The organism is Vulcanococcus sp. DEBay_Sum29NL08_54 (assembly GCF_017859255.1).
GTDB lineage: Bacteria > Cyanobacteriota > Cyanobacteriia > PCC-6307 > Cyanobiaceae > Vulcanococcus.
In genome coordinates this window covers 1-22,140 of record NZ_JAFMNJ010000017.1, presented here as the reverse complement: position 1 = coordinate 22,140, position 22,140 = coordinate 1, and the positions used below count along the sequence as shown (strand labels likewise).

Annotated in this window: 26 protein-coding genes and 1 tRNA gene; 15 read left to right on the top strand and 12 right to left on the bottom strand. The window is 65.7% G+C overall.

From position 1 onward, the window contains the following. The first annotated feature begins 2 nt into the window (after positions 1-2). From def to QZ186_RS07355, 5 genes are all read left to right on the top strand, one after another. Positions 3-605 carry a peptide deformylase gene (gene def, locus QZ186_RS07375; protein ID WP_010313028.1) on the top strand — a complete coding sequence of 201 codons (603 nt, stop codon included), beginning with the start codon at positions 3-5 and terminating at the stop codon, positions 603-605. 9 nt (positions 606-614) lie between these two features. Continuing rightward, a complete protein-coding gene (locus tag QZ186_RS07370) occupies positions 615-812 on the top strand; it encodes a hypothetical protein (protein WP_010313026.1) in 198 nt (65 codons plus the stop codon). Between the two features lie 59 nt (positions 813-871). After that, on the top strand, positions 872-1,489 hold the full coding sequence (locus tag QZ186_RS07365) for a DUF3747 domain-containing protein (protein WP_296416298.1): 618 nt from the start codon (positions 872-874) through the stop codon (positions 1,487-1,489). A 48-nt stretch (positions 1,490-1,537) separates the two neighbouring features. After that, on the top strand, positions 1,538-1,708 hold the full coding sequence (rpsU, locus tag QZ186_RS07360; RefSeq protein ID WP_010304532.1) for a 30S ribosomal protein S21: 171 nt from the start codon (positions 1,538-1,540) through the stop codon (positions 1,706-1,708). 103 nt (positions 1,709-1,811) lie between these two features. Next, entirely contained in the window at positions 1,812-1,955 is a 144-nt protein-coding gene (locus tag QZ186_RS07355) for a hypothetical protein (RefSeq protein WP_010313022.1), read from the top strand. On the opposite strand, the gene QZ186_RS07350 is transcribed toward QZ186_RS07355, so the two are convergent. Beyond that, positions 1,952-3,481, bottom strand: coding sequence for a YifB family Mg chelatase-like AAA ATPase (locus QZ186_RS07350; RefSeq protein WP_296416297.1), 1,530 nt, complete (start codon positions 3,479-3,481; stop codon positions 1,952-1,954). The genes QZ186_RS07355 and QZ186_RS07350 overlap by 4 nt on opposite strands. A 50-nt stretch (positions 3,482-3,531) precedes the next feature. On the opposite strand from QZ186_RS07350, the gene QZ186_RS07345 reads away from it, so the two are divergent. From QZ186_RS07345 to QZ186_RS07335, 3 genes are read left to right on the top strand one after another with little or no spacing between them, the layout of a single operon-like run. After that, positions 3,532-3,894, top strand: a complete 363-nt coding sequence (locus QZ186_RS07345; RefSeq protein WP_296416296.1) for a histidine triad nucleotide-binding protein — start codon at positions 3,532-3,534, stop codon at positions 3,892-3,894. 38 nt (positions 3,895-3,932) lie between these two features. After that, a complete protein-coding gene (locus QZ186_RS07340; RefSeq protein WP_010313017.1) occupies positions 3,933-5,924 on the top strand; it encodes an ABC transporter ATP-binding protein/permease in 1,992 nt (663 codons plus the stop codon). Beyond that, positions 5,902-6,114, top strand: coding sequence for a chlorophyll a/b-binding protein (locus QZ186_RS07335; RefSeq protein WP_247479494.1), 213 nt, complete (start codon positions 5,902-5,904; stop codon positions 6,112-6,114). The genes QZ186_RS07340 and QZ186_RS07335 overlap by 23 nt, the downstream gene beginning before the upstream one ends. A gap of 7 nt (positions 6,115-6,121) precedes the next feature. Here the strand turns inward: QZ186_RS07335 and QZ186_RS07330 are convergent, their stop codons facing one another. From QZ186_RS07330 to psbX, 4 genes are all read right to left on the bottom strand, one after another. Beyond that, complete coding sequence (locus QZ186_RS07330) at positions 6,122-6,604, bottom strand: hypothetical protein (protein ID WP_296416295.1); 483 nt, start codon at positions 6,602-6,604, stop codon at positions 6,122-6,124. Then, positions 6,601-7,140 (bottom strand): hypothetical protein, encoded by a 540-nt coding sequence (locus QZ186_RS07325; RefSeq protein WP_010313014.1) that lies wholly within the window; start codon positions 7,138-7,140, stop codon positions 6,601-6,603. Before QZ186_RS07325 ends, QZ186_RS07330 begins: the two co-directional genes overlap by 4 nt. 99 nt (positions 7,141-7,239) lie before the next feature. Further along, a complete protein-coding gene (locus tag QZ186_RS07320) occupies positions 7,240-8,103 on the bottom strand; it encodes a Ycf66 family protein (RefSeq protein ID WP_296416294.1) in 864 nt (287 codons plus the stop codon). Between the two features lie 76 nt (positions 8,104-8,179). Continuing rightward, positions 8,180-8,302 (bottom strand): photosystem II reaction center X protein, encoded by a 123-nt coding sequence (gene psbX, locus QZ186_RS07315; protein WP_010313012.1) that lies wholly within the window; start codon positions 8,300-8,302, stop codon positions 8,180-8,182. A 137-nt stretch (positions 8,303-8,439) separates the two neighbouring features. Between psbX and QZ186_RS07310 the strand changes: the two genes are divergently transcribed. Continuing rightward, the gene (locus tag QZ186_RS07310; RefSeq protein WP_050778398.1) at positions 8,440-8,724 is read left to right on the top strand and encodes a YggT family protein; all 285 of its coding nucleotides are present in this window, start codon (positions 8,440-8,442) and stop codon (positions 8,722-8,724) included. Here QZ186_RS07310 and accC read toward each other — a convergent pair. Further along, positions 8,721-10,073, bottom strand: coding sequence for an acetyl-CoA carboxylase biotin carboxylase subunit (gene accC / locus QZ186_RS07305; protein WP_010312998.1), 1,353 nt, complete (start codon positions 10,071-10,073; stop codon positions 8,721-8,723). The two genes, QZ186_RS07310 and accC, sit on opposite strands and share 4 nt — an antisense overlap. Positions 10,074-10,285: 212 nt before the next feature. Here accC and QZ186_RS07300 point away from each other — a divergent pair. From QZ186_RS07300 to msrB, 3 genes are all read left to right on the top strand, one after another. Further along, positions 10,286-10,367 (top strand) — tRNA-Leu (locus tag QZ186_RS07300). A gap of 19 nt (positions 10,368-10,386) precedes the next feature. Then, complete coding sequence (locus tag QZ186_RS07295; RefSeq protein ID WP_296416292.1) at positions 10,387-11,670, top strand: glycosyl transferase; 1,284 nt, start codon at positions 10,387-10,389, stop codon at positions 11,668-11,670. Positions 11,671-11,699: 29 nt separating this feature from the next. Then, complete coding sequence (msrB, locus tag QZ186_RS07290; protein ID WP_247479485.1) at positions 11,700-12,101, top strand: peptide-methionine (R)-S-oxide reductase MsrB; 402 nt, start codon at positions 11,700-11,702, stop codon at positions 12,099-12,101. A gap of 9 nt (positions 12,102-12,110) precedes the next feature. On the opposite strand, the gene QZ186_RS07285 is transcribed toward msrB, so the two are convergent. Both QZ186_RS07285 and smc read right to left on the bottom strand, forming a co-directional pair. Further along, entirely contained in the window at positions 12,111-13,037 is a 927-nt protein-coding gene (locus QZ186_RS07285; protein WP_247479483.1) for a PRC-barrel domain-containing protein, read from the bottom strand. A 35-nt stretch (positions 13,038-13,072) separates the two neighbouring features. After that, a complete protein-coding gene (gene smc, locus QZ186_RS07280) occupies positions 13,073-16,678 on the bottom strand; it encodes a chromosome segregation protein SMC (protein ID WP_296416291.1) in 3,606 nt (1,201 codons plus the stop codon). 91 nt (positions 16,679-16,769) lie between these two features. On the opposite strand from smc, the gene QZ186_RS07275 reads away from it, so the two are divergent. Together QZ186_RS07275 and QZ186_RS07270 are read left to right on the top strand one after the other, a co-directional pair. Then, positions 16,770-17,270, top strand: coding sequence for a DUF883 family protein (locus QZ186_RS07275; RefSeq protein ID WP_043705108.1), 501 nt, complete (start codon positions 16,770-16,772; stop codon positions 17,268-17,270). Then, entirely contained in the window at positions 17,267-17,677 is a 411-nt protein-coding gene (locus tag QZ186_RS07270) for a phage holin family protein (RefSeq protein WP_247479477.1), read from the top strand. Before QZ186_RS07275 ends, QZ186_RS07270 begins: the two co-directional genes overlap by 4 nt. Here QZ186_RS07270 and QZ186_RS07265 read toward each other — a convergent pair. From QZ186_RS07265 to QZ186_RS07250, 4 genes are all read right to left on the bottom strand, one after another. Further along, entirely contained in the window at positions 17,643-18,980 is a 1,338-nt protein-coding gene (locus QZ186_RS07265) for a cation:proton antiporter (RefSeq protein ID WP_296416290.1), read from the bottom strand. The genes QZ186_RS07270 and QZ186_RS07265 overlap by 35 nt on opposite strands. Before the next feature lie 21 nt (positions 18,981-19,001). Beyond that, positions 19,002-20,180 (bottom strand): THUMP domain-containing protein, encoded by a 1,179-nt coding sequence (locus QZ186_RS07260; RefSeq protein WP_296416289.1) that lies wholly within the window; start codon positions 20,178-20,180, stop codon positions 19,002-19,004. Between the two features lie 469 nt (positions 20,181-20,649). Beyond that, positions 20,650-20,853 carry a hypothetical protein gene (locus tag QZ186_RS07255; RefSeq protein ID WP_296416288.1) on the bottom strand — a complete coding sequence of 68 codons (204 nt, stop codon included), beginning with the start codon at positions 20,851-20,853 and terminating at the stop codon, positions 20,650-20,652. 39 nt (positions 20,854-20,892) lie between these two features. After that, positions 20,893-21,063, bottom strand: coding sequence for a hypothetical protein (locus QZ186_RS07250; protein ID WP_296416287.1), 171 nt, complete (start codon positions 21,061-21,063; stop codon positions 20,893-20,895). Between the two features lie 315 nt (positions 21,064-21,378). Here QZ186_RS07250 and QZ186_RS07245 point away from each other — a divergent pair, with 315 nt between their 5' ends. Continuing rightward, positions 21,379-21,819: a VOC family protein gene (locus tag QZ186_RS07245; RefSeq protein WP_296416286.1), complete on the top strand. Its 441-nt coding sequence runs from the start codon at positions 21,379-21,381 to the stop codon at positions 21,817-21,819. The last annotated feature ends 321 nt before the right edge of the window (positions 21,820-22,140 follow it).

Here is a 22,140-nt window from a genome sequence, read left to right as displayed (position 1 = left end):
TCTTGGCCAATAGCTTCGCCAAGTTGGCGCGCTCGGCTGAGCTCTCGGGACGCCTGCAGGTGTCTAAGGAGCCCATCGAGAACCCTCCCTACGACATCCACAAGCTGGGTGATGAGGTCCTGCGCGAGCCGGCGCGACGCATCGGCAAGGTGGATGACGCGGTGCGCAAGCTGGCCACCGACATGCTCGTCAGCATGTACGCCGCCAAAGGCATCGGTCTGGCCGCTCCCCAGATCGGCGTGAATCAGCAGTTGCTGGTGATTGACCTGGAGTTGGAGGATCCCAGCAGCCCTCCTTTGGTCTTGATCAACCCGGAGATCACCTCCGTCGGCGGCGGGCTCTGCACCTATGAAGAGGGTTGCTTGAGCATCCCCGGGGTCTATCTGGATGTGGTGCGCCCCAGCGTGGTGGATGTCAGCTACCGCGATGCCTTTGGCCGTCCCAAGCGGATGAAGGCCGATGGCCTGATGGCCCGCTGCATCCAGCACGAGATGGATCACCTCAACGGGGTGCTCTTCGTCGATCGGGTCACCGACGAGGAGAAGCTCGTCGAGGGCCTCAATGAAAAGGGCTTTAATCGCTCCGACGTTCACACCATCGCCTGAGCCTTCGAGATGCCGATGAAACCCCTGGCGGGACTGTTTCTCGCCCTGGCTTGCGTGCTGGGTATTGCAGCCACTGGCTCGGTCTTCGAGTTGGCCTACGGCGACCCTGAGCTGGGGGTCAAGACCACCGGCACGATCTTGGGCCTGGCCCTGCCGGGAACGCTGATCAGCCTCCTGGTGGCGATCCGGATCAATAAGCCGGCCTGAGGGACTGGCGCCGCTGGCGATCACTTTTACGATCAGCCCCTGCCAACCCAAGCGACTCTGTGTTTTCTCTGGTCCGATCCCTGGCTGCCCTGCTTCCGCTTGCCGGCCTGATGGCTGGCGGCGTGCAGGCCAAAGCGTTGTTTGACGCTGTGGAGGTGGACCAGACCAAGTTCGTCATCGTCGCGGCTCCGATCGGCACCGGCGAGCGGGCTCAGCTGAACATCTACGAACAGCGCAAGGACACCCGGCCCTGCTTTGCCCTGGCCGAGGAAGGGCCGGTCAAGGTCGATCCCCTGCTCTCCAGTTTTGACTTCACGGGGATCTGCAGCCGTTACATCGACGGCAATGGCTATTCCCTGCGGGTTGGGGAGGAGGACCTCGCCAGCACCTACCGCATCAGTGTTGTGCGCGAGAAGGGGGACAACGTGCTGATGGCGTTCCCCTCCAAGCCGAGTGCAGGGCCGGAGATGGTGATTGCCCGCAGCGGCGGCCACAGCCAAAACACCGACTACCTGCTGCTCCAGCCCGAGCCGGGCTGGAAGTTGATGCGGCGCCAGTTCGGTGGACGCAACCTGGGGCACGTGTACATCTACCGGGACAGCTGGCCGGTGGCGGAGCAGCCCGCGACCACCGGTGATCAACCAGCGCCTGAGGCTCCTGTTCCAGGGCTCTGGTGAAGAGCACTTGCTACCATCTTCAAACTGCAAAATTCCTAGATCGGTTTTATGACCCAGGTCACCGTCGGCGAGAACGAGGGCATTGAGTCGGCGCTGCGCCGCTTCAAGCGCCAGGTCTCCAAGGCCGGGATCTTCGCCGATCTCAAGCGCCTGCGTCACCACGAGACCCCCGTCGAGAAGTACAAGCGCAAAGCCCAACAGCGCCGCCGCCGCCGCTGAGCCTCGGCTTCAGCCCAAGCGTCCCTGCGGGAATCGGTAGAAACACCGATTCCCGCTTTTTCATGGCTACCAATGATGGAGAAGGTCTCCGTCGAGGTGCGCTGTGAAGCAGTTAATCAGTGCCATCAACCGCTGGTTTGGCAAGAGCGTGGGCAATGCCTTCGGCAATCCCCTCGAGGAGCGGCAGCACCTGCCCCCCAACGTGGGCGTTCAGCCCTATCGCGATACCCCGCCCCACAAGCACTAGGCCGTAAAGCTGCGGTAGGTCAGGGCCTCGGCCACGGCTTGGGGCCCGACCTGATCGTCGTCGTTGAGATCCGCGATCGTTCGGGCCACGCTCAGCAGCCGCTGACCGCTGCGGGCTGAGAGCGCCCGAGCGGCCATGACCTGCTCCCAAAGGGCCAGCGTGTCCTGGCTGAACGCGCCCGTATCGCGCAGGTCGCGGGCGCTGAGCCTGTGGTTGCTCCCTGCACCTGGATTGCGCTGCTTCATGCGCAGGCGCGCCTGCTGGATGCGCTGGGAGGCGGAGGCTGTCGATTCCGGGGGCCTCCGCTCGCTGGAGGCGCTGTAGCCCTGCCGCAGGACCTGCGCGGGCACCCGTTGCATCACGACCTGGAGGTCGATGCGATCGAGCAACGGGCCCGAGAGGCGGCCCCAGTAGCGCTGGCGCTCGGATGTGGTGCAGCTGCAGTCGTGCTCCGGGTCGCCGTACCAGCCGCAGGGACAGGGGTTGGTGGCGGCCACCAGGCTGATGCAGCAGGGGTAGTGGAGCTGCTGCTTGGCCCGGCTGAGCCGGAGGGTTCCCTGCTCGAGCGGTTGCCGCAGTTGATTGAGCACATCGCGGCGGAACTCCCCCAGCTCATCGAGAAAGAGCACGCCCCGGTGGGCCAGGGCCAATTCACCCGGCCTTGGGCAACTGCCGCCGCCCAGGAGTGCCGCGCTGGAGCAGCTGTGGTGCGGGCTGCGGAAGGGCCGGGTGCGGATCAATCCGCCCAGCTGCTCCAGTTCACCTGCCACCGAATAGAGCTGGGTGATCTCCAGCTGCTCCGCTGGGCTGAGGGGCGGCAGCAGTCCGGCCAGGCTCTGGGCCAGCAGGGTTTTGCCGCAACCGGGCGGGCCGACCAGCAGGAGGTGATGGCCCCCGGCCGCGGCGATCTCCAGGGCCCGCCGGCCGTGGGCCTGGCCCTGGATCTCCTGCAGGTCCACGGGAATCGGCGTGGGCTGTGGTGTGTCGCTTGAGGGCTGCAGCGGGCCGGGGCTGTAGTCCGGCTGCAGTGCCTCGAGCGCTTCGCACAGGCTGCTGATTGGGCGCACCTCCAGGCCGCTGACCAAGCGAGCCTCAGGGCCGTTGGCCTGGGGGACCAGCAGGGCCCGGGCCCCCGCCCGCTGGGCGGCCAGGGCGATGGAGAGGGCGCCGCGGATCGGTCGCAACTGGCCATCGAGACCCAGCTCCCCGCAACACCAGATCCCCTCCAGTCGCGCGGGCTCGAGCTGCCCGCTGGCACAGGCCAGGGCGAGGGCGATGGGGAGATCAAAGCTGGGGCCCTGTTTGCGCCGGTCGGCCGGCGCCAGGCTGACGATCACCCGCGAGAGGGGCAGCCGTAGGCCGCTGTTGCGCAGGGCGGAGCGCACCCGCTCCCTGGATTCCTGAACGGCTGCATCGGCCAGACCGACGATCACTAGGGCCGGGAGTCCCGGGGCGAGATCCACCTCGACCTGGACGGGATAGGCCTCGATTCCCGCTAACGCGGCGGTGCTTGATCGTGCCAGCATCGGCTCATGGACAGCGCTCTATAGACGTTCCACCGCTGTTTCACCAGCCCATGGCCGACGCCGCTGACCTCGCCAGCAACGACACGATTTTTGGCCGCATCCTGCGGGGGGAGATCCCGTGCGATCAGGTCTATGCCGATGAGCAGTGCCTGGCCTTCCGCGACGTGGCTCCGCAGGCACCGGTGCACGTCCTGGTGATCCCCCGCGAGCACATCGTCAACCTGGCGGAGGCCGAGGCCAGCCAGGAGCAGTTGCTGGGCCATCTGCTGCTGGTGGCCGCCAAGGTGGCCAAGCAGGAGGGACTGAGCGGTTTTCGAACGGTGATCAATAGCGGTGAGGAGGCCGGCCAGACCGTCTTTCACCTGCATGTGCACCTGATTGGTGGCCGTCCCTTGGCTTGGCCTCCAGGCTGAGTTCCCAGCGGCGAGAATGACGGCATCTGAACGCCGTCATGAATCCCCTGCAGGCCTTCCGCCGTCAGCTCATCAAGCTGCAGCGGCTGGCGCAGCCCTATTTCCTTCCCGTCGAGGAGACCAGCGGTTGGCAGTTTCTGCTGCTGATCGTTGCCCTGCTCGCGGTGGTGGCCGGCAGCACCCTGCTGCTGCTCAGCGGGGTGCTGGCCCTCAGCGGTGCGCTGATCCCCGAGTTCCAGGCCCGCTTCCTGCCGGGGGTTCCCCAGCAGATCGCCGCCCTCTGGGCGAGCCCGGCCGGCCCCATCTTGATGGTGCTGTTTGCCGCAGGGATCGGCAGTTTTGTCTCCCTGCGCAGCAAGTTGCGTCAGGGGCGCTGGCTCCCCTGGGTGCTGCTGGGGGTGATCACCCTGTTGATCCTGGTGATCAACGGCATCAACGTCGGCATTAGCTACGTCGCCCGCAACGTTGAAAACGCACTCGTCACCTACAAGGTCGAGGAGTTCTGGCAGATCGTCGCGATCTATGCCTTTTGCCTGGTGCTGGCCCTGCCGATTCGGGCTCTGCAGAGCTATCTGATCCCCCGCTTGGGTTTGCTCTGGCGGGAGTGGCTCAGTGGTCGCCTGTTGCGCCGCTATCTGACCAATCGGGCCTACTACGTCCTCAATCCCAATGATGAGGCGGCTGAAGAGATTGATAACCCGGACCAACGGATTTCCCAGGACACCGCGAGTTTCACCGGCACCAGCCTGAGCGTCAGCGTTGAGGTGGTCTCCGCTGTCTTGACCTTCCTGAGCTTCATTGTGGTGCTCTGGACGATCAGCTCCACCCTGGCCCTGTGGCTGCTGATTTATTCCCTGGGCGGCACCGCCGTGATCGTCTTCGCCAGCCGCAAGCTGGTGGCCCTGAACTATGACCAGTTGAGGCTGGAGGCGGACTTCCGCTACGGCCTGGTCCACATTCGGGACAACGCCGAGTCGATCGCCTTCTACCGCGGTGAACAGCAGGAATCACGGGAGGCAGAGCGCCGCCTGGGTGGCGCGATTCAGAACTACAACAAGCTGATTGTTTGGGAGGCGCTGATCAGCGTGATTCAGCGCTCCTATGACTACTTCTCTCGCTTTTTGCCCTGGCTGGTGATCGCTCCGATTTACTTCGCCAAGGAGGTGGATTTCGGCGTCTTTGCCCAGTCCGGTATTGCTTTCTCCCAGGTGTTGTTCTCGGTGAGTTTCATCGTGAACAACATCGATCGCCTGGCGGCCTTCTCAGCGTCCATCAGCCGACTGGAGGGGTTCCAGGGCAAGGTCGAGGCCATCAGTGAGGTCAACGCTGAGCAGCAGCGCTTGAGCGAGGAGCAATCCAGCACTGGGGCCTCGGGTTCCCTGTTGGTGCGCCACGTGGATCTGGTGCCCCCCAACAGCGATCGGCGTCTGATTGAGGACCTCAGCTTGGAGGTGGGGCCGGGGCAGCGGGTGCTTGTCGTGGGCCCCAGCGGTTGCGGCAAGACCTCGTTCCTGCGCCTGGTCAGTGGCCTTTGGCCCGCTGCCCGCGGTGAGGTCCAGCGCCCACCCCACCAGGAGTTGCTGTTCATCCCCCAGAAGCCCTACATGATTTTGGGCAGCCTGCGGGAGCAGCTTTGCTATCCCCAGGAGCCCCAGCGCTTCAGCGATGAGCACCTCCGCAGCGTCCTCAACGAGGTGCGGCTGTCGGCCTTGGTGCAGCGCTACCCGGATTTCGACATCAAGCAGGACTGGCCGCGGCTGCTGTCCCTGGGTGAGCAGCAGCGCCTGGCGTTCGCCCGCTTGCTGCTGAATTCCCCGCGCTTTGTCGTGCTGGATGAGGCCACCAGCGCCTTGGACGTGGCCACCGAGAAGCACCTCTATGAGCTGCTCTCCCAACGGGAGATGGCCTTCGTGAGCGTGGGTCACCGCCCTAGCCTCAAGAGCTTCCACGACCTGGTGCTCGAGCTCGATGGCCAGGGGGGATGGAAGCTGATTCCCGCCACCAGCTATGACTTCAGCCAAGGAGCCTGATCCGACGATGTCCGAGACGCCCGAGGTCCCTGCGACCAGCGCCACCACCAACGACGCTCCTGCCTTTGGTTGGAGTGGCTACGCCGAGCGGGTGAACGGTCGCTTCGCGATGGTTGGTTTCGTGGCGATCCTCGTGGTCGAGGCGCTCAGTGGGGAGACCTTCCTGCGCTGGGCTGGTTTTGTGGGCTGAGGTTCCCTTAGGGAATCTCCAGGAGATCGATCTGCCAGAGCCCGCCGCGGCTGACCTCCACCGCCAGCACGCGCCCATCGGCACTGAAGCTGACCTGGCGCGGAACCCCGGCGGGCTCCATCGGCAGTAGCTGCGTGGCCTGGAGGCTGCGCTTGTAGAGCACCAATTCCGTGCGGTCCTCCCGTTGGCGCACGACCGCTAGCCGTTCAGCGTTTTGATCGACCGCAACGCTGATCGGCAGAGCATCGGGTCGATTCAGCCCCGGTAAGGGGACCGGGTTGCGGCGGTTGACGTCGATCAGCTGCACCTGCACGCGCCCATTGCCGCGGGCGGCGATCAGGGCTAGCCATCCCCCGGCCAGCGAGGGGCTCCGGCCCTGCCCCAGTTGGTTGAGCTGCTGGTTCAGTCCCGGTAGGGGGCGCAGACGTCCGCCAGCACAGCCGCTGAGCAGCAGCAGCGTCGCGCCAGCACTGAGCAGAAGACGGATCAAGGCTCGACTCCTGGCCCGCCGCCGCTCTCGCGCTGCCCTGGGGCGAGGTCCGGCTCCAGCAGTCCGCTGAGGTCGTAGATCTGCAGTCGGGTGCTGCCCTGGGAGGTGAGCTCCACCGCCAGTTGACGGGCATCGGGGGCCAGGCTGAGCCGCCTGGGTTCGGCGTTGCCCGGCAGGAAGAGGGGCTGCAGTGCTCCGCTGGCCCGATCTTCAATCACCGCCTCCCGGCGCGCCCCCCGCTGGATCAGCAGGGCGAGGTAACGGCCGTTCCAACTCAGGGAGGGGGAGCTGTGGGGTTGATGCCGCTTCAGGTGGCGCAGGGGCAGAACTTTGCCGCTCCGCCGTTCCTGCAGCAGGACGGTGGTGCGCCCGCCGCGCTCCACCAGGGAGGCCAGAAGGCGACCATCGCCGCTCAGCGCTGGTTGTTCGCGGTTCTCAGCGCCGTTGAGCCCCAGGGGGCTGGCGCTCTGGCGGCGCAGGCCGCAGCCGCCGATGGCCAGCAGCAAGCCAGCCAGCACCAACGCTTTGGCGGGCAAGGGCCTCAGTCGTCGAAACGGGAGCTGTTGTCGCGAGGGGCACCGCCAGCGGCGGGGCGAACGGGACGGAACTCAGCGTCACTCACGCCGGAGTCTGCGTCAGGTTTCGCTGCCGTGGCTTGATAAGGAGCGCCCTGGGGAACGCCGGGATTGCTGGGGCTGCGGCTGGTCCGCGTCAGGTTTTGCTGCGGTGGCCTGATAGGGCGCGCCCTGGGGAACGCCGGGATTGTTGGGGCTGCGGCTGCCTTCAGGAGCGGGGGAGCCCATGGGGCTGCCGCGCCGGCTGGAGCGGGGCATCTCCTCGGGCCGGCTGTTGGGGCGGCTGCCGCGGCGCATCTCCTCGCGGCCTTGGCGGCGGCTGCCGAATTCCGCTGAGCCGGCTTGGGCTCCACCGGCGCGGAAGCGGCTGGACTGTTCGGGTTCGCGCGCTGGGCGTGCCGATCGGTCCTGACCCTGCCAGTCATCGCGGGAGGCGGCCCGCTCGGGGATGGCTGCTCGGGCTGGACGACGGGGGCGGTAGAAGTCGTCTTCTTCACGCTCGCCGTAGCTGTCGTCGCGGGAGCGAATCCGACGCCGAAGCGGCTGGGGATCGTCGAAACGATCGGCGTCATCACGGAAATCGCGACCACCACCCATGCGGGGCCGGGGCGCGGGTTCCTCGTCGTCGTCGAAGTAGGACGAGCGGCGGGCCTGCTCCGTCGTCACGCCACGCAGCCGAACGCTCTCGTAGCCGAAGAAGACGGTGGTAGCGGCCAGCAGGAACTGACCGAACTGGAGGATCGGATCAAGGCGCCAGCCTTGAAAAAAGAGAATGCCGCCGCAGAGAAGCCCAACGGCGGCAAAAAACACGTCGTAGTCGCGCGCCAGAGCCGGCTTGAAGCTCCTCATGAAGTAGAGGAGAGCCCCGCCGACGGCCAGCACGATCCCGACAATGCTGGCCCAATTCAGGCTGGCGTTAACCACAGATCGATTTGCCCTTTCAGGTCACTGTAGGCCCGGCGTCGAGGCCAGCAGCTGCCGCAGCAGTCCCGCAGAGGGATCAGAGCTTGCGATCAACGCGGTCGTTCTGGCTGATCAGGATCACGGCGGCTGCCACAGGGATGACCACGATCACGGCGCCCCAGACAAGGCTGCTCAGAAAATTGGCGAGGGAAGGGGTCATGACAGTGCCGAATCCGCGGGCAATCCTAGGCAGTGATGGCAACTTCCTACGATTGCGGAGCAGCTGCTTAGAGCTTTGTGACGGGACCCGATGGCTCCAGCCTGGAACTGCTCCGTCTGGTGCTGCCCCCCTTCACCATGGGCCTGGGCCTGTTGCTGTCGGCTTGGACCCTGCTGTTCCTGTTCCGGATCGTCCTGACCTGGTATCCCCAGGTCGATCTCAGCCAGGGTGTCTTGCGGATCGTGGCCGTCCCGACTGAGCCGGTTCTGGCGCTGAGCCGCAAGCTGATTGCGCCGATTGGCGGCGTCGATGTCACCCCGGTGATCTGGGTCGGACTGGTCAGCCTGATCCGCGAGCTGCTGGTGGGTCAGCAGGGCCTCTTGACCCAGATGGTGATGCGCCTGAGCGTGCTGCCGGCCTAGCCGTTCGGCAGCATCTCCTGCTCCACGAACTTGGTGTGGACGTCGCCGGAGATGAATTCCGGGCGCTCCAGCAATTGCAGGTGGAATTCGATCGTGGTGGGAATGCCGGTGACGGCGCATTCCGCCAGGGCGCGCTTGAGCCGCTTGAGGGCGTGGTCGCGATCCTTACCCCAGACGATCAGCTTGCCGATCAGGGAGTCATAGAAGGGTGGGATCTCATAGCCCGTGTAGACGTGGCTATCGAAACGGACGCCTGGGCCGCCGGGGGGAAGCCAGCCGGTGATCTTGCCGGGGGCGGGCCGGAAGTTCTGGCGCGGGTCCTCGGCGTTGATGCGGACCTCGATCGCATGGCCCGTGAGTTTGATCTCCTCTTGGCTAAAGGAGATGGGCTCGCCGCCGGCGATCCGCAGCTGCTCGGCAATCAGGTCGACCCCGCTCACCATCTCGGTGACGGGATGCTCCACCTGGATCCGGGTGTTCATCTCCATGAAATAGAAGTTGCCGGTGCGATCCACCAGGAACTCCACGGTGCCGGCGCCCTCGTAGCCGATGGTGCGGGCTGCCGCGACCGCTGCGTCTCCCATGCGGCGACGCAGCTCAGCATTGATGGCGACGCTGGGGGCCTCTTCCAGCAGTTTTTGGTGGCGCCGCTGAATCGAGCAGTCCCGCTCCCCGACGTGGACGACGTTGCCGTGGCGGTCGGCCAGCACCTGCACTTCGACGTGCCGGGGCCGGTCGATGAATTTCTCCATGTAGAGGCCGGGGTTGCCAAAGGCGGCTTCCGCTTCGCCCTGGGCGGCCTTGAAGAGGTTGTCGAGTTGGTCCGCTGAGGGGACCAGGCGCATCCCGCGGCCACCGCCACCGGCGGTGGCTTTGATCATCACGGGATAGCCCATGGATTCCGCCAGGGTCCTGGCTTCATCCACGTTCTCCAGCAGCCCTTCACTGCCGGGGATGGTGGGAACGCCCACCTTCTGCATGGTGGCCTTGGCCGTGGACTTGTCGCCCATCGAGCGGATGGAGTCCGGCGAGGGCCCGACAAAGGTCAGGCCGTGGTCAGCGCAGATCTCGGCGAACTTGTCGTTTTCCGCCAGGAAGCCGTATCCGGGGTGGATCGCATCGGCACCCCGGGAGGTGGCGGCCGCCAGGATGTTGGGGATATTGAGATAGCTCTTGCTGCTGGGTGCATCGCCGATGCAGACCGCTTCATCAGCGAGCTGGACGTGCAGGGCGTTGCGGTCGACCGTGCTGTAGACGGCGACGGTGGGGATTCCTAATTCCCGGCAGCTGCGCAGGATCCGAAGAGCAATTTCGCCGCGGTTGGCGATCAGCAGTTTGCCGATGGGCATCCAGTGGCAGTCCGGCGAATCCGGCAGGGCGGGCCGGGTGGACTGTATCAGTGATGACTGGGCCCATCCCCTTGCTGGGCGGGGTCAGGCGATGGGTATATTGCCTGGGCAGTGCATCAGTGCTGCACCCCTCACGCCACCGTTTTTCGGTGGTGGACTCCCCCCGAGATTCCAGACCAGGACTTCGTTTTGGCTTGGACGCTCACTACCACGCGGATGTGGTGGAATTGGTAGACACGCACGTTTGAGGGGCGTGTGACTTCGGTCTTGCGAGTTCAAGTCTCGCCATCCGCATCGTTCAGAGCTCCGCAGCGTGAAGCCTGCCGCCGCTGAGCCCAATCCACACGGCGATGCCTGCATCGTCCTGGTCTGCAATGGACCTGGTGAGCTGGCCACCTGGGTGCGGCCCCTGGCCCAGCGGTTGCACCGTGAGTTGCCCCTGCGGCCCCTGACGCCTGGGGCGCCGATGGCCCTGCAGTTGGTCTTGGTGCCCTGCCCCAATGCCACGGGCATTGAGCACCAGGTGGCGGATCGGATGGGCTTGTTTGAGCGGATCAGTCCGGCCAAGCGCTTCTGGAGCCTGTTGCTCAGGCCCCAGCGCTTGGGCCGTTGGCCCCGTCGTGGCGTTGTGGTGTTCCTCGGGGGCGATCAGTTCTGGACCGTGCTGCTCTCAGCGCGCCTGGGCTATCGCCACATCACCTATGCCGAATGGGTGGCGCGCTGGCCCCGCTGGAACGACCGGATTGCGGCCATGGGGCCGGCGGCGGCGGATCGCCTGGCGCGGCGTTGGCAACCGCGCTGCCAGGTGGTCGGTGACCTGATGGCGGATCTCTCGGAGGCCGCGCGCTCGGAGCGCCCCTTGCCCCAGGGGGAATGGGTGGCGTTGATGCCCGGTTCCAAACGCGCCAAGTTGCAGGTGGGCGTGCCGTTTTTGCTGGAGGCCGCTGATCGTCTGGCGGCCCAGCGGCCGGGCATCCGCTTTCTGCTGCCGGTGGCTCCGACCACCAGTGTTCAGGAGTTGCTGGCCTACGGCAGTGCGGCGAATCCGATCGCGCAGCACTACGGCTCGGGTGAGCCGGTGCTGGAGGGCTCTGACTTGGTGACCCCCGCCGGCTCGCGGATCCGCTTGGTGGAGGAGCAGCCAGCCCACGGGGTGCTGAGTCAATGCCAACTGGCCCTGACCACCGTCGGGGCGAACACCGCGGAGTTGGGTGCCCTGGGGGTGCCGATGATCGTGCTGGTGCCGACCCAGCACTTGCATGTGATGCAGGCCTGGGATGGGGGCATTGGAATCCTCGCCCGCCTGCCCTTCTTGCGTTGGCTGCTGGGGGCGGCCTTGACGGCCTGGCGGATGCGCAACCACGGCTTCTTGGCCTGGCCCAATATCTCCGCAGGCCGCCAGGTGGTGCCCGAGCGGGTCGGGGCGATCACACCCCAGGAGATCGCCGCTGAGGCCGCCGATTGGCTGGCCCATCCGCAGCGCCTGGAGGGGATGCGGGAGGACCTGCGCAGCCTGCGGGGGCAGCCCGGGGCCGTGGCGGCTCTGGCTGGGATGGTGCGGGAATTGCTGCCGCCGCCTTCTGCTGGCGCTGCCTAGTTTGAGCGGGTTTCCCAGGCTTCCAAGCGATGGCTGACGCCGCCCAGCACGACAACGAGCAATGGCGCGAGAAGCTCACCCCTGAGCAGTTCCAGGTGGCCCGCATGGGCGGGACCGAGCGGGCCTTCACCGGGATCTACTGGGACAACAAGGCCAAGGGGATGTACCGCTGCGTCTGCTGCGGCAGTGAGCTGTTCAGCTCTGAGACCAAGTTCAACTCCGGCACCGGCTGGCCGAGCTTCTGGGATGGGGCCAAGGAGGGCGCCATCAGCACCCACTCGGACACCAGCCACGGCATGGTCCGCACCGAGATCAAGTGCGCCAACTGCGATGCCCACCTGGGTCACGTCTTCAATGACGGCCCCACCCCCACCGGGCTGCGCTACTGCGTCAATTCCGCGTCCCTGAATTTTGAGGAGGAGAAGGGCTAGGCCCTTCCCTCACCAGGGATCGCCGCCGCCGGAGGGCTCCCGCCGCCGCGGCAGGGGTGCCCGCTCGTCGAAGGGCTCATAGGGCTCGACGTCCAAGGGGGACTCATCACGCACATAGCGGCGGGGTGCGGGCTCCTCATCGAGATAGCGGCGCTGGCGCAGGGGCTCGCGTTCGCGGCGCTGCTCCACCTCGACGTAGTCGTAGTCCTCTTCCGGTTCGAAGCGGCGGTTGGTGGCCGGCTCGATGCGGCGCTGCTCCTCCTGGGCGGTGGGTTGCCCCGCGGCCAGTTGGTTCTCGACGGGAACCATGTTCAGGCGATAGCGCTCGCGTTCCTCCTGCTCCCAGCTGGGGCCACCGACGCCGAGCTTCTCGAGCAGGCCGGTGCCGAGCTGCTTGAGCTTCTCTTCGGCGCCCTCATAAACAATGATCCGATCGGGACCGCTGCTGACGATCTCTTCAACGGTCAGCTCCCAGGTGCTGAGCACCCCCTCGCCGAGCAGCGGGACACCAACGGCTCCGAGCACCAGGGTGGTGAGTTCGCCGGTCTCGATGTCAAAGCTGAAGCCCAGCACGCGGCCCAGCTGCTCCCCGGATTCAGTGATCACCTGGCAGTTGATCACCCGGGAATAACGGTCCGGATCGAAGTTCTCCGAGAGGGAGTCAGCCGAATCCACCAGGATCACATCGCCCACTTGGCGGATGCTCTCCAGGGGCATCCAGCGGGGCAGGCCCGGCAGAAAACGCGTGAGCGGGTTGTCCCGCAGGCCCAGGGAGACCACCTCGCGGCGGTCGATATCCACCACAACTTCGCCCACCACACCCAGACGCCGGCCGGTGTCCCGGGTGATCACCTGGGTGCCCATGAGCTCCGAGCGCAGCCAGAGGCGGTCGCTGGGGGTGGCCGCTGGGTCGCTTCCGGGTGGAGTGCTTGTCATGGGCGCATTGTGACCGAAAACCTGTCGGAGCTTGGTTAGGCCGCCGGGGGTAATCCCACCACCTGGGTGTGGGCCCCGCGGGCTTGGGTCACACCGATGGTGCGGGTGGCGGCCCCAATCATCGGACGGCGGTGGCTGACCACCAGGAACTGGGCGGCATCGGCCTGCTGGGCGATCAGGGCGGCGAGCCGCTCGACGTTCACGCCATCGAGGAAGCTGTCGACCTCATCAAGGGCGTAGAAGGGCGACGGGCGGAAGCGCTGCAGGGCAAAGAGGAAGCTCAGGGCCGTCAGGGACTTCTCGCCGCCGCTCATGGAGGCCAGGCGGCGCACGGCCTTGCCCTTGGGGTGGGCCACCAGGTTGAGGCCGCCCTCGAGGGGAGCCTCCTGGTTTTCCAGCTGCAGGAAGCCCTCGCCGTCGGAGAGGCCGGCAAAGATGTCGCGGAAGTGCTCATCAACGGCGTTGAAGGCCTCCATGAAGGCCTCCTGGCGCAGGGTGGCCACGGTTTCGATGCGCAGCAGTAGCTCCTCGCGTTCTTTGCAGAGGACGTCGAGGCGCTCCTGCAGGTCCGCCAGCCGCGTCTCGAGTTCTTCGAGCTCCTGCAGGGCAAGCATGTTGACCGGCTCGAGGGCCTCCATGCGCTGCTGCAGGCTCTTGAGCTCGGCCTGTAGGGCCTCGAGGCCGTTCTCGCGCACCTCCTCGGGGATCTCAGGCAGGGGATCGGGGAGCTCCCGTTGCAGCTGCTCCAGCCGGCCGCCGCTGCTGCGCTCCTCCTCGGCCAGGGCCAGGAGTTCCTCGCCCAGGCGCTGCAGTTCCCATTCCTGTTGTTGCAGGGCCTGGCGCTGCTTGGCGAGTTGGGCCTCGGCTTCATCGCGGGCGCGGCGCCGCTCACCAAAGCGGGTTTGCAGCTCCTGCTGCTTGGCCTCGAGGGCGCTGCGCTTCTGTTGATCGGCCTGCTGCTGCTCCTTCCACTGGGTGCGCTCAGCGATCAGGGCATTGACGGCCTGGGCGAGCCGCTGCTCTTCCCCGCCCAGGGCTTGGAGTTGGCTGCTGACCCGCTCGGCGGCCAGTCCCCTCTCCCGGCGGGCGGCCAGCAGGTTGTCGCGTTCCTGTCTGGCCTGGGTCAGGGCGGCATCGGCGGCCTCGAGTTCCTGCTGCAGGCCCTGCCAGCGCTCGCTGTCGCCGCTGGCTTGGGCACTGGCTTCACTGGCCTCCAGCTGCTGCAGGGCTTGCTGCAGCGGGGTGAGTTCCGTGGCGATGGCCTGCAGGCGCTGCTGCCCGCCGCCCAGGTCGGTCTCGATCTGCTTGATCCGCGCGCTGAGCTGATTGCGGCGTTCCTGCAGTGGGCCGCTGGCCCGTTGGGCGGCCGTGCGCTCGGCGTCCAGGGCGGCCTTGCGTTGCTCCAGCCGGCTGAGCTGCGGCCGCAGTTCTTCGAGGGACCGTCCGAGCTCGGATTCCTTGCGCTTGCTGGCCAGCAGGGTTTCCCCGAGCTCCAGCAGACGCCGGCGCAGGGGTTCGGCTTCGTCGGCGTCGCTGGCGGCGCCGAAGCTGAGTTGATTGCCCCGCTGTTGCAGGCTCCCTCCGGTCATGGCCCCGCTCTTCTCGAGCAGTTCGCCATCGAGGGTGACGGCGCGGCAGCGGCCCAGTTCGCGGCGGGCGCTGGCGAGATCCCGGAAGACCAGGGTGTCGCCGAAGACGTAGCGGAAGACCTCGCCATAGACGGGCTCAAAGCGCACGAGCTCCACGGCCCGCCCCACCAGACCGTCGCCGCCCACGGCTGCGCCACCGCGCTCAAAGGCGGCGCCGTTGCGCATGGCCCCGCCCCCGCCACGGATCTTGTTGAGGGGCAGGAAGGTCAGGCGACCCGCCCGGCGGCTTTTGAGCAGATCGATCGCCCGGGCGGCAATGCGGTCGTCATCGACCACCACCTGGCCAAGGCGGGCGCCGGCGGCCACCTCCAGGGCGAGGCGATGGGCTTCCTCCACCTCGGCGAGTTGGGCGACGGGGCCGTGGATGCCCTCGAGTCCAGCCTCGAGCAGCAGGCGCAGGGCTCCGGTGCCGCGGCTTTCCTGGATGGTTTCTCGCCGGGACTCCATCCGGGCGATGTCTCGCTCCAGGCTGACCTGCTCCTGCTCGAGCCGTTGGCGGGTGCGCTGCTGCAGCGCGAGGGCTTCGGCGAGCTCCTGGGCGCGGGTCTGCTGGGCCTTGAGCTCATCGAGCAGTTGATGCCACTCGTCCTCCAGGGCGGTGAGGGAGCTGGAGACCCCATCGCTGCTGGCGGCGTCCTGTTGCAGTTGCTCCTGCAGTTCTCCCAGGCGTTCCTGCTCTTGGCGCAGGCGCTCGACGAGCTGCTGCTGTTCGGCCTGCAGCGGGGAGAGCTTGGCCTGGAGCTCCTGGCGTTGGCGGCTGCGCTGCTTTTGCTCTTCCAGCCAGCTGCCGCTGCGGCCGGCCACTTCCCCCAGGCGACGGCGGGAGAGTTCGACGGCGGCTTCGGCAGTGCGGCAACCCGCTTCGGCCTCCTCCAGGCTGGCCTGATCGTCAGCGCTGTTGAGCTGGCTTTGCTGCTGCTTGAGGTCGGCTTGCTGGCGGCCGAGCTCCATCCGCTGACGCTGGAGTTCCTCGGCGCCCTGTTGGTGTTTCTCCGCTTGGCGGCTGAGTTCCCTGGCGCTGGCCTCCAGGCCGGCGAGCTCGGACTGCACCGCCAGGAGCTGATCTTCCCCAAGGGCTTTGACCTCGGCCTGCAGGGCGTCGAGGGCTTTGGAGGCGGTCTCGAGGGTGCTTCGACCTTCGCTGACGCTCTGGCGCTCGTTCTCTTGCTGGCGCTTGAGCGCCTCCTGGCGGCTCTGCAGTTGTTTGAACTGGGCCTCGGCCTGCTCGAACCCGAGCACCTGCTCCTGCAGCCGGCCCCGCTGGAAGCGCTCCCGCAGCTCCTGGTAGGTGCGGGCTTTGGCGCAGTCCCGCTCGAGCTTTTGCCGGGAGACCAGCAGTTCCTGCTGGACGATGGCGCAGCGCTCTTCCCGGTCCTGCACGTCCGAGAGCTTGGAGCGGGTCTGCTCGATGCGGGAGTCGAAGAGGGCCACCCCGGCGAGCTCATCGATGATTCCGCGGCGGTCGCGGGAACTCATCGAGACGATGCGGGTGACGTCGCCCTGCATGACGACGTTGCTGCCTTCCGGGTCCACCCGCAGCCGCCGCAGCTGGGTTTGCAGCTGCTGGAGATTGCAGGGGATGCCGTCGGCGCTGTAGGTGCTGGCGTAGGTGCCGCCGGGGGCAATGCGCAGCCGGCGGGTGACGGTCCACTCGGTTTGCCCGGGCTTGATCCAGGGGCCTTCTTCGGGTGCCTCGAGACCCTGTTCGGCCTCATCGGGCTGCCAGTCGCTCAGGTCGAAGCGAACGGAGACGACCGTTTCGGCCGCTTTGCCTTGCTTGAGCTTGGAGCTGTTGACCAGGTCGGGCAGTCGCTCCGCCCGCATGCCGCGGCTGCTGGCGAGGCCCAGGCAGAAGAGGACCCCATCGAGGATGTTGCTTTTGCCCGAGCCGTTCGGGCCGGTGACCACCGTGAACCCCTCGTCCAGTGGGATCGACATCGATCCGCCAAAGGACTTGAAGTGGGTCAGCTCTACCTGATTGATGTGAACCAACAGGCCCGAGCGTCGAGCACCAGAAAGGTAGCCGACCCTCTGTCGATTTCAAGGCATGGTCACTACGGTGTGGTGGCTGTCCCACGGCTCCATGGACTCAGGCACGACCAGCAACGGTGTCCCCCAGGAGCCCGTGCAGGAGCAGCCCTGGCGGGCCAAGATCGAGCCGGAGGAGGCGCCTGAAACCGAGCCCCTCTCGCCGGTGGCGAGCCTGTTTCGGGAGCGCTTTGAGCAGTTTCTGCCGACGATCCAGCGGGAGTGGCCAGATGTCGCCCGTCACACCCTGGAGGCCACGCGGGGCAGCCTGGACACGGTGGTGGAGGTGATTGCCCGGCAGACCGGCCGCACCAGTGACGGAGTCAAGGAGCAGTTGCTGGATCTGCTGACGGTGGGCGAGGACCAGGCCCAGCAGTGGGCGGATTCCCTGCGGCCGCTGGAGGAGCAGCTGGAGCATCTGCTGGATGACCTCAATGCCAACTTGCGGCCGCGCATCGAAAAACCGGTGCGGGAGCGCCCCTTGATGGCTTTGGGATTGGCTGCTGGAGTGGGGCTGCTGCTCGGTCTGTTGCTCTCCGGCCGCCGTTCGTCATGACCAGCTCCGACTCCTCTTCTTCGCAGGACGCGCCGCGGCGTGGCGTCCCCTTGAAGGCGGCCTCCCGGATCACGGGGTTGGTGGCCTCGGTGATGGACCTGCATGTCCGGATTGCCCTGAAGGAGGCCGACCGCGAGAAGCGCCGTTTGATTGGCGGGGTCGTGCTGCTGATGGCGGGCCTCTCGGCGCTGTTGATGGCCTGGTTGGCGGCCGATGTGGCGCTGTTGTTCTGGCTGCATCAGAACTGGGGCTGGAGCTGGATCCACTCCGCCCTGGGCTTGATGGCGGTGAACCTGCTGCTGAGTGCTGTGTTCCTGCGGATCGGTGGCCTGATGACCAAGGGCCCCTACCTGCCCGAAACCTTGGCGGGTCTTACGAAGACGACTCGGGCGTTGGTTGGTCGCTGAGCCAGCGGCAGAGGCCCGGCAGGGAGAGTCCCTGCAGGCTGAGGTTGAGGATCACCGTGATGAAAACGATCCCCTGGCAGTTCTGGGCCAGGACGCTCGCGGCTGCATCGCTGGGCACTCCCCGCAACAGCGGGATGGCGCCCATGACGTTGAAGGAGAGAGCCAGGGGGACCGCTCCGCGTAGGCCGCACCAGGCGATCAATAAGGACTCCTTCAGGCTGAAGGGCGAGAGCCGCTGAAAGATCAGGACGCTCAGGGGCCGGGCGACGAGCATCAGGACCGCGGCGGTGGCCAGACCGGCCGGTAGGGCGGGCAGCAGGTGGGTTGGATTCACCAGCAGACCAAAGATGAAAAAGATGCTGATCTCCGTCATGGTGTTGAACGGCAGCAGCACTTCTTGAATCGTTTGGTGGTTGATCTCGGGGCGTTGGTAGTGCTCATTGGTCATCAATAGACCGGTGATATAGACCGCGACAAAGCCCGATCCGCCCAGGATTTGTGTGCAGCCGTAATCCATAAAGGCGATGGAGATCGCCACGATGAGCAGTTGCTCCCGGTCGACCACCAGGCGGTTGATCATCACGCGGGCGACATAACCAAATCCCAGGCCCACCAGGACTCCGGAACCGATTTTTTGCAACAGGCTTGAGAAGCCGCTAATGACAACATCCGGGAGTGCTTGTCCTTGCGCTCCAACGCTGAAGAGACTGGCGGCGATGCTGAACAAAATCAGCGCCGATGGGTCATTGACGGAAGACTCAAATTCGAGCAGATCTTGAACATTTTTCGGCACATGCCGTTTGACCTGACGCAGCACCCCGAGGGTGGCTCCGGCGTCGGTGGAACCCAGGCAGGCGGCCACGAGAAGGGCTGCTCCCAGGGGGATGGCATTGCTGAGCCCCGGGGTGATGGCCGCCCCGCTTTGGGAGGTCAGCCAGACGATCGCAGCACCCAGGACCAGGGTGGAGACGGCGACCCCGGCAATGGCCAGGACGAGGCCGTATTTGAGGAAGCCACGAATCGCCTGGGTGTCTGTTTTCAGCCCGGCATAAAACAGCAGTAGGGCCAGCGAGAAGGTCTGAAGGCGTTCGACCTCGGATGGATGGATATCGAGAACCTGAAGATTGATCAGCAGGCCTAAGAAGAGAACCCCAAGAACAGCGGGAATCCCAATTCGAATCGAGAAGCGGCTGATGATCAGCGTGCCCAGATAGACCGCTCCGATGAAGAGCAGTTGAATCTCGAGGGGGATCGTCATTAACCCCTGGCTGCTGGCCAGTAGGGGGGTGATCCAGTGACTCATGGCAGAAGCCTAGGGCTGGCTTTAGCGGATTTCGTAGTGGAGCCAGCGGCAATCAATGCCTCCGTTGCTGATCGGAATGCGCCGGCTGGCTTTCATGCGTAGGGCGCCGGTCAGCTCCGGGTTGCCGCTGAGGAGCCAGAGGCTCCAGCCACTGCAGCGCTCTTTCACCATGGCCCCGAGATCGGCATAGAGCTGCTCGAGTTCATCGCGTTCACCAATCCGCTCGCCATAGGGCGGATTGCAGACCAGGACCCCCGGGCCGCTGGGTAGGGCGAGCGTGCGGAAATCGCCGGTTTGGAGGGTGATGGCTTCAGCGAGTCCTGCGGCCTGGGCGTTGTGTCTGGCTTGCTCCGCCACGCTGGCGTTCTGTTCGCAGCCCAGCAGCAGCGGCAGCGTGCTCAGCGGTTGCTCGCGCGATTGGGCCCGGCGCTGCTCCTCGTCCCAGAGCTCGGCGTCAAAGTCCGCCCAGCCCTCGAGGGCAAAGGGGCGATGCAGGCCTGGGGCCTGGGAGAGGGCCCAGCTGGCGGCTTCGATCAGGAGTGTCCCCGATCCACAGAGGGGATCGACCAAGGGGATGGATCCATCCCAGCCCGTCAGCCGGATCAGGCCGGCGGCCAGGTTTTCCTTGAGGGGGGCGAGGCCCATGGCGCTGCGGTAGCCGCGGCGATGGAGGCTGCCGCCAGAGCCATCGAGGCTGAGCCGCGCCTCGTGGCGGTTGAGGTGGACGTGGAGAGAGAGGTCAGGCTCCTCGAGGTCCACGGAGGAGCGTTCGCCCCAGATGTCACGCTGCAGGTCGACGACGGCGTTCTTGACCTGCAGCGCCGTGTAGTGGCTGTGGCTCAGGCCGGGATTGCTGCCGCTGACATCCACGCGGAAGCTCATCGAAGGGTGCAGCCAGCGCTCCCAGTCCAGGGCGTTCTGAATTCCGTCGTAGAGCGACTCGCGGTCATGGCAGGGGAACCGCGCGATCTCCCGGAGGAAGCGGAAGGGATAGCGGCATTGCAGATGGAGCCGATAGAGGCAGGCCATGTCCGCCTCAAAGGCCGCGGCGCGCCGCAGGGGTTGCACCTGCTTGGCGCCGAGCTTGATCAGCTCTTCGGCGCCAATCTCCTCAAGGCCCTGGGGGAGCACCGCGATCCCTTGGATCAGGCCGCTCTTGGCGAGGCGTTTGACCGGTTGCCGCTGCCAGGCCTCTGTCATGACCTCAATCGACGGGGGCGGTTGTCCTCCTCGATGGAGGTCTCTCCCATTGTGCGTTGACCCTGCAGAATGAGGGGGTCCGGTCTCGACCGGACTAGGTGGCTCACACCAGTGTTTCGGACAGCGGTTCGATTCCGCTCAGCTCCACTTCATGGGGCTGCAATGGTTTCGACGGGGCATGAGGAGGGTGACTGAAGCCTGCTCGGTAAGAGCGAACCCGTAACAGCGAACAACATCGTTCGTTTCTCCCGTCAGACCGCCCCTGTGGCTGCCTGACCCTAATTAAGGGAGATGGGGTCAGATCAGCCTTATCAACCAAATGATCCATGGGGGCTGGGAGGCCCCTTCTTCATGCGGTGCTTCAGCTCGCTGGCCACAAAAAAACCGCGGATTCCCAGCCGCGGTTGAGGTTCCCATTTGCCGAGCCCATCGAAGCGCTCCCGGTAGGGGTTGCCATGGGTATGTCTACTCAGGACTTGGACACGTCTCTTTTTTTGAGAACGCAGCCAGCCACCCCACAGACGACTTCGTAGGCCTCATGACTTTTCTGGCTGAGGACTTTTTTGGTGTAGGCCCGTTTGGATCCCCCTTGGGTGAGGCGGTCCATTGATTGCATCAGGCGCTTTTTGATCGAGCGCAGGCGTTGAAGGGCCATGGATTGGGCGGCATCCATCCCACCTCTAGCGCCTGATCGCCCCAGGTGGCTGCGGCTTCACTCTGTGGTGGGGTGATCCTGGGCATTTCGCAACTCAACGGCCAGTTCCTGCAGGCCGAAACCGGCGAGGGCCAGGAGAATCACCAGCCCGGCCAGCCCCAAGAGTCCGTCTTCCACCGCTTCTCTTCGACTGGTCCTGTCGTAGCCATCGCCGCTGGCTGCTGCCACCGCTGTTTGCGTTCGCTCCTTTGGGTTGGCCGAATTGGAGCAGCGTTCCTAGACCGGGGGCACGCGCTTCAAGGGATCCAGTCCGTGTTTCATTCCCCCCACGCTGTGCCAGCCCATGGCTCCAGGGGAGAGTTGCAGTTGGCGTCTCTGCGTTGCCAATTGCAGCTGCACTGTTCTGGTTGCCCCTTCGTCAAGGGTGATCCGAGCTGCCATGGGTTCTGCAGCCTGCATGGGGCGGTGCTGAGTCCCCAGTCCCAGTTCTGGAAAGCCTGCAACGGCCGTTTCTCCAGGCCCGTCTTGGCCTAGGGGCACGCCGTGGTTCGGCCTTGCTTTCATCTCTCGATTCCTGCGATTGACCTGCAACGCAGTCATGACTGGTACGTCCAGGCCTTGGACTGCCAGCCCGGGCGCAGGAGTGAGCAGGCCTCGATTCTTGACTTCCAGGGCCACCAGTTGGTCTTGCAACACACGCCCCAGCTTCTGGAGCCGGGGCAGCCTGGGATCTATCCCCGACATTTCGGGCTGGTCTTTGAGACCTTCACCCGTTGGGAGCAGCTGAGGCTGCAGCTGGAGCGCAGGGGCTGCCTCTTCTCTGTGCCCCCCAAGTGCCGCTACTCCGGTGGTCCGCTGGAGCATCACACCCTGTTTGTTCAGGATCCCAGTGCCAACTGGCTGGAGTTCAAGCACTACACCCACAGCGAAGCGGTGTTGGGCTGCAGGGATCAGTCCCAGGTCGGCGACCAGGACCTGCGCTGAGGGGCAATGGGCATTAACTCGGATTGCCCAGAGCCTGGGGCGGTCCGATGCTGGGCCCATCGATCTCGGAGGCGGATGTGACCGACACTCCACCGAACCAGTCCTCAGGAGCGAGCTGACCGAAGGCCCCTGCTCCAACAGTCTTCTACCGCTTGTGAGCGGGCCGTCAGTTTTGACGGCACTCCATCTGCACCGCCTGAGGTGCCCCAGGAGACCCACCGCTCGACACCTGGATCCTTGGCCCCAGGTGTGCCTCCTTCAGAAGCTCCGACCGAATCCATTGCTCGAAGCCGGTGCCCTTGGGTGCCGGCTTTGTTGTTG

Excerpts from the sequence above, each read along its gene's own strand:
- QZ186_RS07370 (WP_010313026.1), top strand. The coding sequence starts at position 615 with ATGCCGATGAAACCCCTGGCGGGACTGTTTCTCGCCCTGGCTTGCGTG.
- rpsU (WP_010304532.1), top strand. The coding sequence starts at position 1,538 with ATGACCCAGGTCACCGTCGGCGAGAACGAGGGCATTGAGTCGGCGCTG.
- QZ186_RS07350 (WP_296416297.1), bottom strand. The coding sequence starts at position 3,481 with ATGCTGGCACGATCAAGCACCGCCGCGTTAGCGGGAATCGAGGCCTAT.
- QZ186_RS07345 (WP_296416296.1), top strand. The coding sequence starts at position 3,532 with ATGGCCGACGCCGCTGACCTCGCCAGCAACGACACGATTTTTGGCCGC.
- QZ186_RS07340 (WP_010313017.1), top strand. The coding sequence starts at position 3,933 with ATGAATCCCCTGCAGGCCTTCCGCCGTCAGCTCATCAAGCTGCAGCGG.
- QZ186_RS07335 (WP_247479494.1), top strand. The coding sequence starts at position 5,902 with ATGACTTCAGCCAAGGAGCCTGATCCGACGATGTCCGAGACGCCCGAG.
- psbX (WP_010313012.1), bottom strand. The coding sequence starts at position 8,302 with ATGACCCCTTCCCTCGCCAATTTTCTGAGCAGCCTTGTCTGGGGCGCC.
- QZ186_RS07310 (WP_050778398.1), top strand. The coding sequence starts at position 8,440 with ATGGGCCTGGGCCTGTTGCTGTCGGCTTGGACCCTGCTGTTCCTGTTC.
- accC (WP_010312998.1), bottom strand. The coding sequence starts at position 10,073 with ATGCCCATCGGCAAACTGCTGATCGCCAACCGCGGCGAAATTGCTCTT.
- msrB (WP_247479485.1), top strand. The coding sequence starts at position 11,700 with ATGGCTGACGCCGCCCAGCACGACAACGAGCAATGGCGCGAGAAGCTC.
- QZ186_RS07285 (WP_247479483.1), bottom strand. The coding sequence starts at position 13,037 with ATGACAAGCACTCCACCCGGAAGCGACCCAGCGGCCACCCCCAGCGAC.
- QZ186_RS07275 (WP_043705108.1), top strand. The coding sequence starts at position 16,770 with ATGGACTCAGGCACGACCAGCAACGGTGTCCCCCAGGAGCCCGTGCAG.
- QZ186_RS07270 (WP_247479477.1), top strand. The coding sequence starts at position 17,267 with ATGACCAGCTCCGACTCCTCTTCTTCGCAGGACGCGCCGCGGCGTGGC.
- QZ186_RS07265 (WP_296416290.1), bottom strand. The coding sequence starts at position 18,980 with ATGAGTCACTGGATCACCCCCCTACTGGCCAGCAGCCAGGGGTTAATG.
- QZ186_RS07260 (WP_296416289.1), bottom strand. The coding sequence starts at position 20,180 with ATGACAGAGGCCTGGCAGCGGCAACCGGTCAAACGCCTCGCCAAGAGC.
- QZ186_RS07255 (WP_296416288.1), bottom strand. The coding sequence starts at position 20,853 with ATGGATGCCGCCCAATCCATGGCCCTTCAACGCCTGCGCTCGATCAAA.